Annotated in this window: 9 protein-coding genes; all 9 read right to left on the reverse strand. The window is 46.1% G+C overall.

The annotated features are described in order from the left end of the window. Window positions 1-44: 44 nt before the first annotated feature. Genes AC1DQW_RS14850 through AC1DQW_RS14890 form a run of 9 tightly spaced genes read right to left on the reverse strand, consistent with a single transcriptional unit; the run spans window position 45 to window position 16,591 of the window. Complete coding sequence (locus tag AC1DQW_RS14850; RefSeq protein ID WP_477454796.1) at window positions 45-3,452, reverse strand: glycosyl hydrolase; 3,408 nt, start codon at window positions 3,450-3,452, stop codon at window positions 45-47. A gap of 31 nt (window positions 3,453-3,483) precedes the next feature. Further along, the gene (locus tag AC1DQW_RS14855; protein WP_477454797.1) at window positions 3,484-6,714 is read right to left on the reverse strand and encodes a glycoside hydrolase family 2 TIM barrel-domain containing protein; all 3,231 of its coding nucleotides are present in this window, start codon (window positions 6,712-6,714) and stop codon (window positions 3,484-3,486) included. Between the two features lie 45 nt (window positions 6,715-6,759). Next, window positions 6,760-8,955: an alpha-L-rhamnosidase-related protein gene (locus AC1DQW_RS14860; RefSeq protein WP_477454798.1), complete on the reverse strand. Its 2,196-nt coding sequence runs from the start codon at window positions 8,953-8,955 to the stop codon at window positions 6,760-6,762. After that, the gene (locus AC1DQW_RS14865) at window positions 8,956-10,545 is read right to left on the reverse strand and encodes a sodium:solute symporter family transporter (protein ID WP_477454799.1); all 1,590 of its coding nucleotides are present in this window, start codon (window positions 10,543-10,545) and stop codon (window positions 8,956-8,958) included. An 8-nt stretch (window positions 10,546-10,553) separates the two neighbouring features. Beyond that, window positions 10,554-11,633 (reverse strand): Gfo/Idh/MocA family protein, encoded by a 1,080-nt coding sequence (locus AC1DQW_RS14870; protein ID WP_477454800.1) that lies wholly within the window; start codon window positions 11,631-11,633, stop codon window positions 10,554-10,556. Window positions 11,634-11,655: 22 nt separating this feature from the next. Continuing rightward, window positions 11,656-12,366, reverse strand: a complete 711-nt coding sequence (locus AC1DQW_RS14875) for an L-rhamnose mutarotase (RefSeq protein WP_477454801.1) — start codon at window positions 12,364-12,366, stop codon at window positions 11,656-11,658. Beyond that, complete coding sequence (locus AC1DQW_RS14880) at window positions 12,363-14,285, reverse strand: hypothetical protein (protein ID WP_477454802.1); 1,923 nt, start codon at window positions 14,283-14,285, stop codon at window positions 12,363-12,365. The genes AC1DQW_RS14875 and AC1DQW_RS14880 overlap by 4 nt, the downstream gene beginning before the upstream one ends. A 6-nt stretch (window positions 14,286-14,291) precedes the next feature. Continuing rightward, window positions 14,292-15,185 (reverse strand): sugar phosphate isomerase/epimerase family protein, encoded by an 894-nt coding sequence (locus AC1DQW_RS14885; protein WP_477454803.1) that lies wholly within the window; start codon window positions 15,183-15,185, stop codon window positions 14,292-14,294. Between the two features lie 5 nt (window positions 15,186-15,190). After that, the gene (locus tag AC1DQW_RS14890) at window positions 15,191-16,591 is read right to left on the reverse strand and encodes an acetylxylan esterase (RefSeq protein ID WP_477454804.1); all 1,401 of its coding nucleotides are present in this window, start codon (window positions 16,589-16,591) and stop codon (window positions 15,191-15,193) included. Window positions 16,592-16,598 lie beyond the last annotated feature (7 nt).

Here is a 16,598-nt window from a genome sequence, read left to right on the forward strand (position 1 = left end):
TGGCGAGTCGACTCACCCCGACATCTTGTACACCTTACCACTCCCTATTGTACCGATACCAGCTTTACAGGCCCCAATAAACCGGCGGGCAATAAAGTTTTTCCTTCTAAACGGTATGGCGCATTTGTCCAGGTAATTCTATTTTTTTCGGGTTTGATGTGGTCGCCCATCAGGCGGTTGGTCCACGTATTGGTTACTTCGATGCTTAGCTTGTTAGTGCCGGGCTTTATTGCCCTGGTTATATTTACCCGGTAAGGGTAAGTCCAGGCTACACCGCAATCAATGCCATTTACATAAACCTGTGCCATGTTGGCGACCCTGCCCAGGTCGAGCCATGTTTCGGCCACGACACCTTTATTGATAAAAGTTTGCTTATAGATTGCCGTGCCCGAATAATACTTAATACCCTCCTCCTGCCTTTCCGGCCAGCTATCCAGCCTATCAAACATAACAGGCGTTGTCGGGCCGCCAAACTTAGGGTCGAAACTAAGTTCCCATTGTGGTTTAAGCGTTTGCAATAGCGTTTCCTTTTCGCCTTTAACCTGCTGAGCCACTTTAAGCGGGGTAGCGCCTTTTTTAAGCACCACAAACACAGATCCGTTTGCCGCAAGTTGCAACGGCAAAACAGTGCGGCCCTTTTTTACCTGCCAATTAGCAGCTAAAACATTTTCGCCGGTTAAAGCATCCCATAATTCCGGGCGGCCTTTTGTTGATCTTAGGGATAATTCAATCGTACGTTGTTGCTCCTGCTGGTTAGCTATAAAGTAAATATCAAAATCTGGCGCAAGTCGATGTGTCCAGGCGATACCATCAGTGTAGTTCCCGGCGGGGTCTTTAACAATTACATCGCGAGATATGCCTATTTTATCAAAAGTTTCTTCTTTATATGGCCCAATTAAAACTTTGCCCCGGATGGTCTTGTCTTTAGCCGATGCCCATAATGCTTCGCCGGCTTGTTTCACTTGCTTGTCATCGGTCATGCCATTTGCCTTTAAAGGTTTGTTATTAATCAGTACAGTTGCGCCATCGTTAACCAATTGCTGCAACTTTTTTACAACTTCCGGCGACATTAAACCCGGATCAGGCGACATGGAATGCGCGCCCGGAATTACCAACATGGCATAGCTTGCACCACCGGGAAGCCCAATCCTCCCATTCCTTACTTTGGCCAAACGCAGCAACGCATCCCGGTTAAAGGAATCATAGGCGTAGCCACGTAAAGGATCAATCCAGTTTTCGGGCAAAGCCATGTTGGCCGAGTGACTGGCATCTGAGATGCTGTTTGTTATCGGTTCGCCTTTGTTGGCCAGTCTTTCGGCTTCCTGTTTTATTCTTTCGGCACCAAAGATCCCCGGCAGGGTAGCAACCAACCTATCAGGCAAAATAGCCCGGCGTGGTGTTTCTTCACCGGTAAATACAGCTATATCCGCAACAGGGTGTCCCATTTGCAATAACGCCTGGCATCGCTGAAGGTAGTCAAACCATGCCTTACCGGGTTTCCACCAGGTTTGATCGCGCTGAAAAAACACGCCGATGCCATCCAGGGTCATTCCCGGTTTACGGTTGGGCCAGGGGTTATGCACATTTACGTGAAACACCAGGCGGTTAATACCCAGGGCAAAGTTGCGGTCAGCCATCGTTTTCAGCATGGCCGGATGCTCGTCCCATAACAACCGCAACTCGGTAAATGCTTCGGCCTGAATAATATTTTTACCATAAATATGCCCTCCCGATATCGCATCCAGCATATCATTAGGCTTATCATGCGTAGGGCTGCGAAACCAAAACTCTCCCATCGGGATATCTGCCTTGCTGTAATGCAGCATACCATCACTTACCATTGTTGGGGCCACGCTTTCGGCAGTAAATTCGCAGCCGTTTTCATGGGCCAGTTTGGCCATGGTGCCGTAAAAATTATCAACCAGTAATTCGGCAATAGTTTGCCTTATATCGCTTAATACCTTTTCAGATACATCGGCGCTTTGCACAGGTACACCCGCCATCACCGGCAGGTAAGGCAACAGATCATACCCCCGGCGTTTTTTAAACTCCCCGGCAAAAACGGGCGACCAGTTTTGGCTGCCACATTCCCAGCTATCGACATGAAAGATCTTTAACACCTTTTTTGCAAGATCGGGCCCGCCCTGTCTGATGGCCTCGCCAAACCAATGGTCAAATTGCACTTTGGCGGCTTCGGGACTAAACTTATCGCATTCCAAACCGCTGCCTGCGCCACCTGTAGCGTTGGTATGGCCTGTTGAGGTGTGGCCTATGCGTAATATTGTCCATTCGCCTGCTGGTACGTCCCAATCGAGTTTACCATCGGGGCTCAATTTATCCGTGAGGTTAATGATCCTGCTTTTATCAACACAAAGTTCACCGGGCAATTGTGCTGCTGTCGTTCTTTTACTTACCCGCCATACTTCGCCGGTTTTGCTTTCATACTGATGGATGCGCGCTTCGGACGATAACTCAATGCCCGATAATTTTAATGTTGGTTTCCACTTGGCAAAGTCAAGGTCCTCGGCACCGGGTTCTGATCCTGCTTTATCATAAATAAATCTGAAGTATTTAGCAGTAGCAGCAGGAATTTCGTTGGTGATCTCCGAGTCCCCATCCTGCCAACCATGCCGGGGAGGATTAAGTCTGCCTAAGGACCGGAAGTTTTTACCATCATCGCTAACCTCGATAAGTAACCGCTCTGCCTGGTAATTGCTGGCCGCCGTATGGATAACAAGCGAGCGGCAGGTAAAAGGCTTTTGAAACTCCAGCTGGATCCAACAGGGCTCATTGCTTGTAAAACTCTTTTTATTGTTTTTCTCCGCAAGATATTGAACATCGGTATTGGCAATACTGGTGCTTACTTTGGGTTGCGCATCACAACTGCTGATGCCCTCACCCTGCGGAGATGGATAGGCCAGTATTTCGATATCTTTATAGTAGTTTTTATAATGCGCCGGGGTTGGTAAAGTATCCCGATAGGCTTTACCACCTGCTACTTTAACTTTCGACGAAACCACCTTTTGCATTGATAATTCGGGCGTGATCCATGGCCCGCCTGCAAGCGCGAAACCATCACAATCATGCATTGCCATTTTAACACCTATCCTATCCGCTTCCTGCATGGTAAATTTCACCATGGCCCACCATTCTGGCGTCAACTGTTCAACCGCCGGGGTTATGAATGGCGGATTTGCGGCTCCTTTTATTGGCATAAGATAAGCGCCGCCAATGCCTGCCTGCTTCATAGCCTGCAGATCGGCGGTGATGCCCTCATGTGTTACGGCGGCCTGCATCCAGTACCAGAACACCCAGGGCTTCGCGACCTCGCCGGGGTGCAAAAAAGTTTGTTTTAATTCGTCCTTTGCATAGGAAACACTCCGCACCTGGGCCCTGCCCTGCAATGCGAAGCAGCAAATACATATACGAAGTACCAGGATGAACCTTTTCATAAACATCAGTTAAATTTTGTTTTACCAGCCACTACTTTTGCTTTATCAACACCTCCGTTATACGGCATGGCGCGATATAAAACGTATAATGATAATCCTTTGCAGGTATGCGGTATTGTTCCAATGGCGCCGCTACTTCCGACCAGCTATCATTTCCACCAAGTCCCATTTGTACCAGGTCGATATTAAGGGTAATAAAACCAGCATCTTTTAGCTTGTTGGTATGTTTAGCATGCAGGATATTATCTTCGGTATAAGGCCAGGCGCTCATGCTGAGCAGGCTATCGGCAGTTACCAGCAGGCCATTAGTTTTATTATGCAGCAGCATCCAGCGTACATCAGTCCGGTTACCGTTTTCCTGTGGTACCACATATGGCTCCATAAACTGACTGATGACCTGATTGTAAATACCGGCTTCGGAACCTGTGCGCCTGTCTGTGTAGTTTTCGTAAGGTCCGCGGCCATAATAGGCGATATTGCTATCGGCTCGTAAAATGCCCATTTGCATACCTACTTTGGGAAGACCCGGCAGGTTTTTATCGGCGACCAGGCTGTAATCAACTTTGATAGTACCTTTTCCGTTTATGGTATAAGTAACTTTAACAGAAGCACTGTCATTAATAAGCGTGTAAGTGCTGTTAATTTTCACCAGGCCCTTTACAGAGCGGTCAATGTTGATATTTTTTAACTGGGGCTGGTTGATAAACCATGGCTTTAGTTTTTTTTCGGCTTTCCATCCCCGGTGATCGTTATCGGTAACGGGCCGTGTAAAATGTGGTAACAGTGGCGCGAATATCTGCTGCTGTCCCTGCAATACATATGAACTTAGGGCGCCGTTTGTTTTATCTACCTGGATCTTGAAATTTTTCCCGCTTAATGTATAGGCCGTGTTAGCATCATCAACGGCAATCTCCCGGTAATCAGCAGTAATTGATTTAACAACAGGCAAACCCGTCAGCGCAAACTGATCTTCCGCAATTTCATACCCTTTTGCAGCCCAGGGTTTATCTTCGCCAAGTGTAAAATGAATATCGACCAAATACTCGTGGTCCGTTTTAAAACGGGGCAGGTATTGTTTTATGCCGATGACGGTATCCTTACCGGCAGCCAAATCAATATGCGGCAATTGTTTTTTTGCAATGATATGGCCATCTTCCCGCACCTGGAGATATACATCGTATTGACTCAATGAAGCCGTACTATGCCAGTTTTTAATTTTGATCAATCCTTTACCCGCATCCGCCAGCTCACATTCTGCAAGCTGAAAAACATGCTTGCATTCGTAAATAGCAGGTTTTGGTCGCCCATCTGACGCAACAATTCCTTTGATGGTAAAGTTATCAAAGTACCGTTCACCGTAGTCGCCCCCATAGGCGTAGTATGATACCCCGGCAGAATCTTTTTTTAACAGCCCCTGGTCTTTAAATTCCCATATGGCCCCGCCTATGATGCGTTTGGTTGATCGCCATTGATCCCAAAATTCTTTCAGATTGCCGTTGGAGTTACCCATGGCATGTGAATATTCCACAAAAAATATTGGCCGGTTATCGCCGTTTTGCTGGTTGGCCAATAATGGCGTCGTGTATAAACCGGGGTACATCCGGCTCACAATATCTACATAAGGCTGATCAATTGGATTTTGCAGTCTGTGTGAATGATCGTTTGTTTTGGGATAACGCGGATCGGTTGGGTCTATATAACCTTCGGCCTGCGGGGTTCCCTGGGCGGGTTCATAATGCACCGGGCGGGTAATATCAAAATCATGGATCCATGCAGCCATAGCCGCGTGATTTGGTCCCCTGCCTGCCTCGTTCCCTAAACTCCAGGTGATGATGCTTGGGTGGTTCTTGTCGCGCATCACCATGCGGGTGGCACGGTCAAGGTAAGCGCCCGTCCACATGGGGTCGTTGCTTAGCTTGGAGCCGAGGCCGTGTGTTTCCAGGTTAGCTTCGTCAATTACAAGAATGCCATATTCATCGCACAGGTCATACAGGTAAGGGTCCATTGGGTAATGGCTTGTACGAATACAGTTAAAATTAAAGCGTTTAATGGTGCGCACATCATTTAAAATATCCTCGCGGGATAATGCCTTGCCTTTTACCGGGTCATGATCGGGCCGGTTTACGCCGTAGAGGTAAGTAACTTTTCCGTTGATGAGTAATTTGCCATCATCCTTGCCAAACTCAATGCTTCTGATGCCTACCTTGCAACTTTTAACTTCCAAAGTTTGCCCGGCGCTATCCAACAGCGACAGGGTAAGCGTATAAAGGTTAGGCCGGTCATCGCTCCATTTACCAGGATTTTTCAGCGTTGTTTCCAGCAAACCAAACTTTACATTATCCAGCCGGGGATAGATTTCGTTAATCATACTCTCCACACTGCGTTCAAGCGGCTTTTGAAATACTTCTTTGTTGTTTTTGTCGAAAAGCCGGGCCTCAATTTTATAACCGGGAACAGCTTTGCCTGTAAGGTTCTCCATCCGCGGGCGGATGGAGAACACGGCATCTTTATATTGTTTATCCAGCTTAGCCTGCCACTGAAAATCGGCAATCCTCAATCTAGGTTCGGCCAGCAGCATTACTTCGCGATGAATCCCGCTCATGCGCCACTGGTCCTGATCTTCCAAAAAATAGCCATCGCTCCAGCGGATCACCTGTACAGATACTACGTTTTCACCGGCCTGCAAATAAGGGGTGATATTAAACTCAGACGGCAGAAAGCTATCCTCGCCATAACCTAAAAATTTGCCGTTAAGCCATACCTTAAAACCCGAGCTTACACCGCCAAAATGCAGCGTGATGTTCAGTTCCTTCCAGTTTTGAGGCAGGGTAAAAGCACGCTGATAGCTGCCAACGCCATTATAATCCTGTGGCGCATGCGGCGGGTTCACCGGCCGAAACGGGTAAACAGCACTTTTATAAATAGGCTTATCATAACCCTGCATCTCGATACTGGAGGGCACGATGATCTTTTTCCACCCGCTTACCCGGCCTTTATAAAAATCCTTTGGCGCATCAGCCGGTTTAACGGCATAGCTAAAATCCCAGTAACCGTTTAAGGACATCATTCTGCCCGATTTTTCACGGTTGCCCGCAAGCGCATCTTTAATACTGCTGTATGAATAAGCTGTAGCCCTGGCCGGGTCGCGGTTTATACCATCAACAGATGGGTTTTCCCAGGGTTCGGCATCATAAACCGCCGGCACATTGGGTATAGGCGCCGGGGTTTTATCAACCAGTTGGGCGTAAAGCCTACAGGGCAAAAATCCCAAAACGAATAAAATAAAAATCAGTCTTTTCATCATCACTTACAATGCACTATATGCTACCGTGTATTTTTTATCCTTTTGAATGGTTATTTCATACAGGCCTTTATCTTTTACTACTATCACACCATCCTTACAAACTGGTGTTGTTTTGCTGGCAAAACGTAATGTTCCTGTGCCACTACCCGCACTTACTTTTATTTGTTTAGTGCTGCAATACACTTTAATGTCGCCATGTGGGGTTGGCACACTGCCTTCTATCCATTGCAAGCCGCCAAGTTTTGGCTCAATAAGGTACTGCTGGTATGCTGGAGCTGTTGGCTTAACCCCTAAATAATATTTACCCAACAGGTAAATAGGGCTTGCACCCCAGGCGTGGCAAAGGCTTTTACCAAACTGGCGGCCATACATGGCATAATGTGCCGCGCCGCTTTCAGCCGGGTCATATACCTCCCAAAAAGTAGTAGCCCCAAGGTTGAGCATACCTCCCCAGTAATCCTTTATTTCTTTGAGCACATAACTTTGTTCGCCCATAGCGCATAAGGCTTCCAGTTCGTAAAAGCGCATATATGGGGTGGTTATTTTTTGAATCTTATCGTTCAGCAGCACGTATTTTTTAACTTCCTGCTTTTGGGCTTCGGTGAAATAGTTAAAGAAGATGGAAAACATATTGGCATAGCGGGTTACGTTATCCGTTTGCGCGCCGTTTACCCGGCTGTGTACAAAGGCGTGCTTTTCACTATTCCAGTAATAAGCAAATATTTTTGATTTTAAACCGGTTGATAATTGCTGATATTGCGCAGCCTGGGATTGATCTTGCATAATATTGGCACACAAAGCCATGGTTTCCAGGCTGCGGCAAAGCAGTAATTGCTCAAAGCTCACCTCTCCCTTTTTACTTAGTTTATCAGCCCAGTCAATAAACACCCAGTCACCGGGCAGGCCCTCCATCAAGCCGTCCTTATCCCTGCGGGAGAGGCAATAGTTCATCATACTTTGCATACGGGGGTACATTTGTTTAATGAAAGCCTTATCGCCCGTATACTGGTAATAATCATAAATACCCATGAACCAGTAAAAGGTATAATCCATAATGGTATTGATGTGACTGGTTACCGGGTCTTTTCCGCGCAGGGCGTACAGTGTGCGGGTTACCGTGGACGAATCGAAATACAGGTAGTAGTTCATTAAATAACTTTGGTAGGCATCTCCCGACCATACCCAGCGGTCGCGCTTTATACCATCAATAAAAAATTCCCTGGTATTTAAATGCAGCGTATAGGCCGATACATCCCAGATCTTATTAACCTGCTCATCAGAACAACGGAAACTTCCCCGCTGCTGCACCGGCGAGTACTCGTAAAGCATGGATACATTATCTATGCTCACATCATCATCAAACAATACATTAATGTACCTGAACGCGCGCGAACCTTCCATCGTAAGATCGGTCTTTTGCGGCTGATCAACCTGGATGCTATCCAGCAATTCGCAGGTAGCGGCAGACAAGGCCTCCTCCTTTGATTCGCCATAGCAAAGCCTGATGTTGCCTTTGCCTTTTAAGCCGATCAGCTTAGCATAACCAAAGGTTTCCTTGCCAAAATCTACCAGTATGGATTGATCTTTTTTCTCAGTTTTTTCGGGTTGATGCTCTTCCACAGGCAAACGGAACGCTGAAGGCAGCCGCGCTGATGAATCAAAATTCCAGGCTCCGGCTGATACATATTTTGTGGCTGATACATCAGATGTTTTACCGGATTCGTCTATCCACTCCTTATCCTCATAGGTAACCAGCCATGAGGTATCCGATACCAGGTATTGTCCTTTTACATATATGGCCGGTACACTTGCCTGGTTAGATACTTTAAGGCTCAACCGGTGCTTACCTGCAGGGATATTTATTGATTTTGGATAACCTGATAAAGCTTTACCATCCAGCTTTACGTTGTACTGCCCTTCAACGGCTAATTCCACCTTTTCCGCATTAGGTAACACAAAATCCTTGTGGAAATCAATCAGCACGTAATGGCTGTCCAGCTTCCAGAAAGGGGGCAGGAATGCTCCCCGCTCTGTACGCCTGTTTTGCATTCTATTGCTCAGCCATACTTCATAGTCGCCGGGATACCAGATCCAGGTGGCTTTTTGCGCCATTGCCGTGTCAGCAAAAAACAGGAAACCCAGGCACAGCATCACATAATGCCAGCCGTGTAATTTTTTATATGTAGTAGTGTTTTTCATTTAGTGTCCGTTAAAAATGAGGTATAAAACAATCATTACTATGGTGAGTAATGTCCAGGCTAATTTTACCCGTTTGGTTGGTTTGGCTATCCGGCTGATTTCTGAAGCATCCGGTTTATAAATTTCGGGCGAGGTATCCAGTAAGGAAATGGCAACGGCCAGGGCAGCAAGAAAAACAAAAATGTAAAACGACAGTAGCAGGTAATGCGGCCAGAAATGGTACTTAGCAGATGGCAGCACCCACAGGTAAACCACTCCCGTACCCAAACTAAAAGCCGAACCTGCCGAAAGAACCGTATTTACCGCTTTACGTGTAGTGCGTTTCCAATAAACGGTAAGCAGGAACACAACTGCCAGCGGCGGGGCTATAAAGCCCAGTACCGACTGAAATACATCGAAAAGGTTAAGCCCTTTAATGCTATCAATAGCCAGTGCCATGCCTATTGCAAACAGGCAGCCTGCCACAACCACCCAACGCCCAACCCTGATCAGGTCCTGGTTGCTGGCACTCCGGTTTATCTTTTCGGCATAAATATCCATGGTAAAAACCGTGCTTAACGAGTTTAATGACGAGCCGATAGTACCCACCAAAACGGCTATCAGCACTACTATCACCAGCCCGTTCATACCGGGAGGAAACAGGTTGGTTACCATGGTCATGTAGGCAAATGCAGGATCATCCAGGTGCGGGTAAAGGATAAAGCACAAGATACCCGTAAGGATAAAAAGGGGCAGCGACAGGATTTTGAGCCAGCCTATAAAGTTAACCCCAAGCTGGCCCTGCTCCAGGTTTTTAGCACCCAGCACAGATTGTACCATAGCCTGATCGGTACAAAAAAACGCGATGGCAGATACCGGGTAACCCAGCAATATGGCATACCAGGGATATTTAACATCGCTGGCCGGATGAATAAGGTTCCAGTAATTGCCGGGTACTTTATGAAATACCGCCGACAAACCGCCCGCCTTGTTTATACCTAAAACCGTTAAGGTTAATGATACACCGATGAGCAATAACATCTGGAATACATTCACTTTGGCAATAGCTTTTAAGCCTCCTGCAAATGCAAACAGCCCCGCAAATGAAACCAATACAATAACCGATTGCCACATGGGGATTCCTAATATCTGCCTTACCAAAAAACCGCCGGCAAACAAACCTAACGACAACCAGGAAATGAGCATTTTAATAAGTGCATACCAGGCCAGGATGTTCCGGGTTGAGTCGCCGTAACGGTTGCCCATAAACTCAGGCATGGTAGATACTTTAGCAGCAATATATTTGGGCGCGAAAACCAGGGCCAGCAGCATCAGGAATACAAAGGCATACCAATCAAAATTTACGGCTACTATGCCCGTGCTATAGCCAATACTGGCAAAAGCCAGCAGCATGGATGGCCCTACATTGGTACCCCACATATTGAAACCTATACTTGGCCACCCCAACGATTTATTAGCAAGGAAAAGTGTTTCGTCCGTTTTGTTTTTATTGCCAAAGCTGGCACGGTAGCCAATCACCAATAAGAGCACCAGGTAAACGGCCACCACCGCGTAATCCAGGGCCGTTAAACGCGACACAATATTGCTCATTGCGATAATCATGCACTGAGTTGATTAGCGGTTAAATGATATTCGGCCAAAATATCGTCGACTTTAACCGGCATGCCTGTTTGCAGGGAACGATCCATAGCCTGCAACAGCGCAATGGTGCCTACACCTTCTTTAATATCCGGGTAAGCCGTAAAACCTTCGATAATGCTGTCGGCAAAATATTCAAGATAGTTCTGGTATTCGCCGGCATGGTGGCTTTTGCCCTCAAAACGGAAATAATGTTTTAGCTTATGTTCCCAGGTAACGATCCTTTCTTCGCCCGTTTTATCGGTTATGGCATAGCGCAGTTCCATATAATCGCCCTGGCTGCAACCTTCGGTACCTCTTAAAATACAGCTCATCTCGCTATCACGGGTAGCGGGCTGTACCGGGCCGGTGTAGCAACCGCTTACCCTGGCAATGCGCCCATCTGTTGCTTTGAATATAAAATGCATAGTGTCGGGGTTCTTCAATCCGCCCTTTGCCCCGTTTGAGCTTAACATGCCATATCCCATTACTTCCTCAATATTGGGCAGGTACCAGCGAATAAAATCTGTGGGGTGACTTAAGCCTCCATAAAGCCATTTAAAAGCATTTTGTAGTGACCATGGCTTATCTAAAAACCAGCGATGATCGGCATGATAATAAGCCTCAATGGTGATCAGGTCGCCAACCAGGCCTGCTTCATAATCCTGCCGCTGCTTTTTCATCGGCTCAAAAAAACGGGAGCTTTGGCCAACAAACACCCTTCTGCCAGTTTTTTCAACCAGGTCCAGTAATTCGGCGGCTTTGCTAAGGTCATCAATAAAGGGTTTGGTACATACCACATGCTTGCCATAATGCAGGGCTTGTTTCACATGTTCGGCATGCAGGTGGTCGGGCGTATAAATAGCAATAATATCAATATCTGCATCGTTCAGCATGTGCTGGTAATTGGTTGTGTAGTTATGAAAGTTAAATTCCGCTGCACGGCGTTTGCACATTTCAATACTCATATCGCATACCATTTTCAATTCCAGTTTGTTGCTCTGTAATACTGCCGACATGGTACTGCGGCCTTCGCCTAATCCTAATATTCCTACCTTCATATTTAATTATTGAGTTACTCAATTATTGATTTTTCAATGGCTTAAAAAACACCCAAACTTCACCGGGCTTTGTACCGGGAAGGCCTTCCTGGTATTTTTTCATCAGTTTATTCCATTCGTTCACCCTTGGGTTGTTCTCTGTTGTTTTGGGATTCAGCTTATCCAGGCTTTCACCTTTGGGGATGCTGATGACTAACATCAACTGCCGCCCATTTTTAAAAACCAGCAGTTGCTGAAAATTGGCGTTGCAAAAGCCCTGGGAAACTTCGGGCCATTTCTTAAACTGGGTTGCATGATAGTTTAAATATTCCTGCTGCAGTTTGGGAGCTTTCACCAAATTGGCCGTCAGTATTATGTTGTCCCATTCCGGTGCTACGATGCAGTTAACGCAACATTGTTGCTTATTGAAAGTATAAAAGGGATGACTATATCTCCTTATTGTCAACCCGGGGTACAATTCTTTAATTAAATTATATAATTTAATTATATTCAGATCTTTACAATAAACAACTAAATGGTTACTCCACTCATAAATTGATGATAATGGCAAGTTTTGCTTCTTAACCAGGCTCAATAACGGTCGGTGATCTATAGCTTTCCCAACTGGTGTGGTAATTTCAATGATAGCGTAAGGGGTGTTAATTACCCTTGCATAAGCTGCATTAAACAGCAATACCAGGACTGTCATTAATCCTAAACTTTTCCGGGTGATGTGAATAATTAAAGGCCTCATTCCGACTTATAATTAATGGGCTGGCCTTCCCGGTTAACTGTTTTGTATTTAAGCAGGTATTGATAAGCCGGCTCCACCCCTGCCGCTTTCTTAATTTCGTTAGCCACCTGCGGGCCATTATTTTCCCATACATTGTCGGGGCCATTGGCATTTTTCAGAAATTTTTCTGCAGGGCACCAGTTGTTTTTAATGGTGATGTATGATGAGCCCTCGTCGGTATATAAGTAAAACCAGTGTTCGGGATCATGCGCGTAGGGCGCTTTATAAATGCTATCTACATAATTATTACTAATCAACGAACCGGGTTGTGCCGATAAGGTATAAATACCTGCCACATCGTACATATTACGTGCATAGTGATGAATCTTATTGGCTGTAATATGGTTATCACTCATCGCGTTGGTACTTTTTGTCCAGCCCCAACCCATACTGATGCCGGTATAGTTTACATCGCAAACCTCGTTATGGGCTATGGTAATGCCTTTTACATATCCTACGCCAATGCCCACGCATCCCCAGTCTTCATTGGTGGCATCGGTTACCAGGTTATTTTCAATACGGTCGTTGGTGCTTATTTCGCGTTTGTCGGTTGGGTTATAAGGTAAATGAACCTCCTGTGCTTCATCCGAATAAACCCCGACAAGGATGGCTGTTCCGCCAATGTCTTTAAACAGGTTACCTTTTATTTCGTCATCATGCGTGCCCCGCCGGTAATCTAAGCCTGTTGAGGCCAGGTGCTCAAAGCGGCAGCCTTCAAAAGTGGTATAAGCAGCGTAAGCCACTTCAATAGCAGCGGCCGGCCGGCCAACCCATGCCTGGTTTTCCAGTCCTTTTTTGTCCGGCGTACCGGATATTTTAAGTTTATAGGCATCCAGCATATACATACCGTCCTGGTGCGGCACCAAACCTGCTTTTGAAGGCCGGAGCCAGCTGCTGTGCTGAAAACCAATGTTTTTAAAGCTGATATAACTTACCGGATGATCTATCGTCCCCTCAATCTTTACAATATTTTCAAGGACAGGAGCAGTTACGGTGGCTGTGGACAAATACTCACCAGGGCGGGGCATGTAGTATATTTTACGATGTTCCATATCCAGGTACCACTCACCGGGCTGGTTTAAAAACTGCACCGATCTGCTGAGATAAAAGGCTGAGTTACCCGTTTTTTTGGAGATCCAGGGCGCAGGCCAGGGATGTTCCGACTGGATGCGGCTTTCGGGCTGATAAAAAGATAACCTCACACTATCACCCGCCACTTTTGCCGATTTAACCCTTAGTATAGCAATAGCCCACCATTGGTGTATAAACATTTCTATACCCTTAATGTGCAGGGTATCAAAAGCCGCGGGTTTAGGGATCCAGCAGGTTTGGGCTTGATGGTCCCATGATAAAATACGGCTCATTAATGGGGCATTTGTTTCCCTTGCCGGGGTAGCTTTAATGTTATTAACCCATAATTGCCTGAAATTCACTACTTCATCACCAATTAAGGGCGCGTTGGCAACCCATACTTTCCCGGCAACATTCTTGGGCAAACCAGGGATATTTCCTTCCAGCTTTTTCCAGCCGTTTACGTTGACACCACCACTTAAAATAGCTTCGCCTTTGTCAGCCCCTTCTATAGTAGTAGGGCTATCCGCAGTGCCCGAGTCTTCGGGGCGAATAAACAAAGGTTCGGATAATTGGTAAACTCCCTTCTCCACCATAATATGAATCCCTCCCTTTATGGATACATCGTTCAGGCGGCGTAGCTCACGCGCTTTTCTAAGGGCCATGGCTACGGAAGCCAGCGATTGCTGTTGTGTACCCGTATTTTTATCCGAGCCATTAGGCGATACCCATATTTCCGCCGCTAAGGCGTTGCCCGTTAAAGCAACAATTAACAGCAAAGCGACGATAAACATACGGCAGATGTTCATTAATAATTATTGGTTTGATGTTTGAAAAATTGATTTTATGTAAGTGGCATTGGCGCTAAAGTTCCATTTAACGTTATGCACATCTTTGGTATCTCTCGACCGCTCAATCACCAGCCAGCCGCTCCAGCCCATTTTATCCAAAATTGCTTTTACCCGTTCCATGTTTATTTCGGGGTCGTTCTGTAGCCATTGCCCATCAGTATTGGTACAGTGGATCATTACAATATTTTTCTTGCCCAGTATCTGCAATTCCTTTTCCAGGTCTCGGCCATTATCAAGCGCGTTTTGAAAGTCGAAATAGCTTTTTATAGCCGGCGAACCTATCTCTTTTAATAACTGCAACTCACTCCTGGCGTCCAGTGAAGTTTCAACACCAATCACTACACCCGCTTTTTCGGCTATTTTACCCACTTCCTTTAAGCGGGCAACTATTGCAGGGCGCAGGTTTGGATATTTAACCAGGTCGCCTTTAATACCCAATGGCAAGAAGCCAACTTTTACATGCATTTGCTTCATGGTATTGATGCAATCTTCAACAGCCTTAATAGCAGTGGGCCGTTCGGCAAATGATTGTGCAAAAAAACCGGTCATTCCCAATGAGGGTATTTCCAAACCCAGTTCTTTAGCTTTATTTAAAAACAGTTCCCGTACCGAATCTTTTGCCAGTTGATTATCAAATGTCTCGCGATCGCCAAGGCCGCCCATGTCAACCTCAACCCCATCGGCGCCTATATCTTTGGCAAGCTGGAAAGCGCCAATTTTTTGCCTTTTGATTATCATGAGGTCAACTACGGCTACCTTGTACCGCTGTTTAGCCGATGGAGTTTGCGCTATTACCTGTTGTACCACCCCTATTGTAAATAACACAACGCCCAAAACCAATATCATCCTGCTTTTCATATCCTCTATTTGTTTATTGCTGCCGCGAAAACTTTTTGCAATTGGTCAAACCCTTTTATGGCGCCGGCAGGCAGCTTTTCGCCCTTATCGCCAAACACATACATAGCCGGTTCTTTTTCAATGGTTACTTTTGATTCATCTATATTGCCGCTCTTATCTTCAATCGCCTTAATATTAAGGTGGAAATTTTTGGCAATGAACCTATACAACGGAAACCTTTTGGATGGTCCAAAATCGTGACCTTCATTGGGGAGATGTACATTCTCCACCATATTCTCGGCGCCATAATAACCATACATTTTTTTGAGGTACGGAAAATCATGTTCGGGCATGTTGGCTGTCCAATCCTGCCCGTCAGACACCAGCAATTGCGGTTTTGGGGCGGCCATAGCGGCAAGCTCAACATTATCCGTTCCGCCCCCGCATTGGTGTACTGGCATACCACTTTCGCAGGGGCAGCCGCCATAAAAATAGGATGATACGGAAACTATCGGCGCGCTTAGCTTAATCCTGTCGTCCAGCGCGGTCATTAAAACAGTATGGCTGCCACCGCCAGACCCACCGCTGATTCCTATTCTTGCAGTGTCCGTTTCTTTTAATGATGATACATAATCCAATATCCTGATAGCTCCTAAAACCTGAATGGTTTGCGCAAGGCTGCGCCGATGATCTTCGTACTTAAACTGCAACAGCGATTCGCCCCAGGCAAAAAGGTCGTAGCTGTAGGCCATAACACCCATGCGGGCCAGTGTGGCGCAACGCAACTGGCAATCGGCACGGTAGCGCTGGTGTTCCCAATGCCCGTCGGGACTTAATACTACCGGGATCTTCCCATTTATTTTTGATGGTTTATATAACGATCCGTTGATGTATAAACCCGGTAAAATTTCAATGGCTATGTTCTCTACGGTGTAACCATCAAATACTCTTTTTGGGGTGACGATAGGTTTTGAAGCTGGTTTTGCGGGTAAAGGCCATAACTCCAAAGCTTTATATAGTTGTGGTTTAAGTAAAACTTTGCGCTGTTCCCAGCTTGCTTTATCATGATACTGCGTTGCAATACGGTCCAACTCCTTCCAGCCATCGGTAACAGCCCAGCGGAAATATTCGTACTCCTTTAGCTTATACTTGCCTGGTGCTTCCTTATTTACTTTCAGATCGAGCGGGGTAAGTACATTAGCCAGGGTAGTATCCACATCTGGCCGAAAACGCCACCCTGCATAGTTTACCCATTTATCCAAAACCTGAGCATCAGTGTATTTAATCTTTACGTGATACCTGTCCTGAATCTCATCAAGTACTTCCTTTAATGATTTTTTGTACAACCCATCCGTGGTTTGCTGGGCACCGGCTGTATAAAACAGTAATGTAAAGCAAGCTATGAGTATCCCGATTATTTTTTTCATCACGTTT

The organism is Mucilaginibacter sp. P5_A4 (assembly GCF_056400605.1).

What these genes read in the sequence shown, in the direction of transcription:
- AC1DQW_RS14850 (WP_477454796.1), bottom strand. Translation starts at nt 3,452, where the DNA reads ATGAAAAGGTTCATCCTGGTACTTCGTATATGTATTTGCTGCTTCGCA.
- AC1DQW_RS14860 (WP_477454798.1), bottom strand. Translation starts at nt 8,955, where the DNA reads ATGAAAAACACTACTACATATAAAAAATTACACGGCTGGCATTATGTG.
- AC1DQW_RS14865 (WP_477454799.1), bottom strand. Translation starts at nt 10,545, where the DNA reads ATGAGCAATATTGTGTCGCGTTTAACGGCCCTGGATTACGCGGTGGTG.
- AC1DQW_RS14870 (WP_477454800.1), bottom strand. Translation starts at nt 11,633, where the DNA reads ATGAAGGTAGGAATATTAGGATTAGGCGAAGGCCGCAGTACCATGTCG.
- AC1DQW_RS14875 (WP_477454801.1), bottom strand. Translation starts at nt 12,366, where the DNA reads ATGAGGCCTTTAATTATTCACATCACCCGGAAAAGTTTAGGATTAATG.
- AC1DQW_RS14880 (WP_477454802.1), bottom strand. Translation starts at nt 14,285, where the DNA reads ATGAACATCTGCCGTATGTTTATCGTCGCTTTGCTGTTAATTGTTGCT.
- AC1DQW_RS14885 (WP_477454803.1), bottom strand. Translation starts at nt 15,185, where the DNA reads ATGAAAAGCAGGATGATATTGGTTTTGGGCGTTGTGTTATTTACAATA.
- AC1DQW_RS14890 (WP_477454804.1), bottom strand. Translation starts at nt 16,591, where the DNA reads ATGAAAAAAATAATCGGGATACTCATAGCTTGCTTTACATTACTGTTT.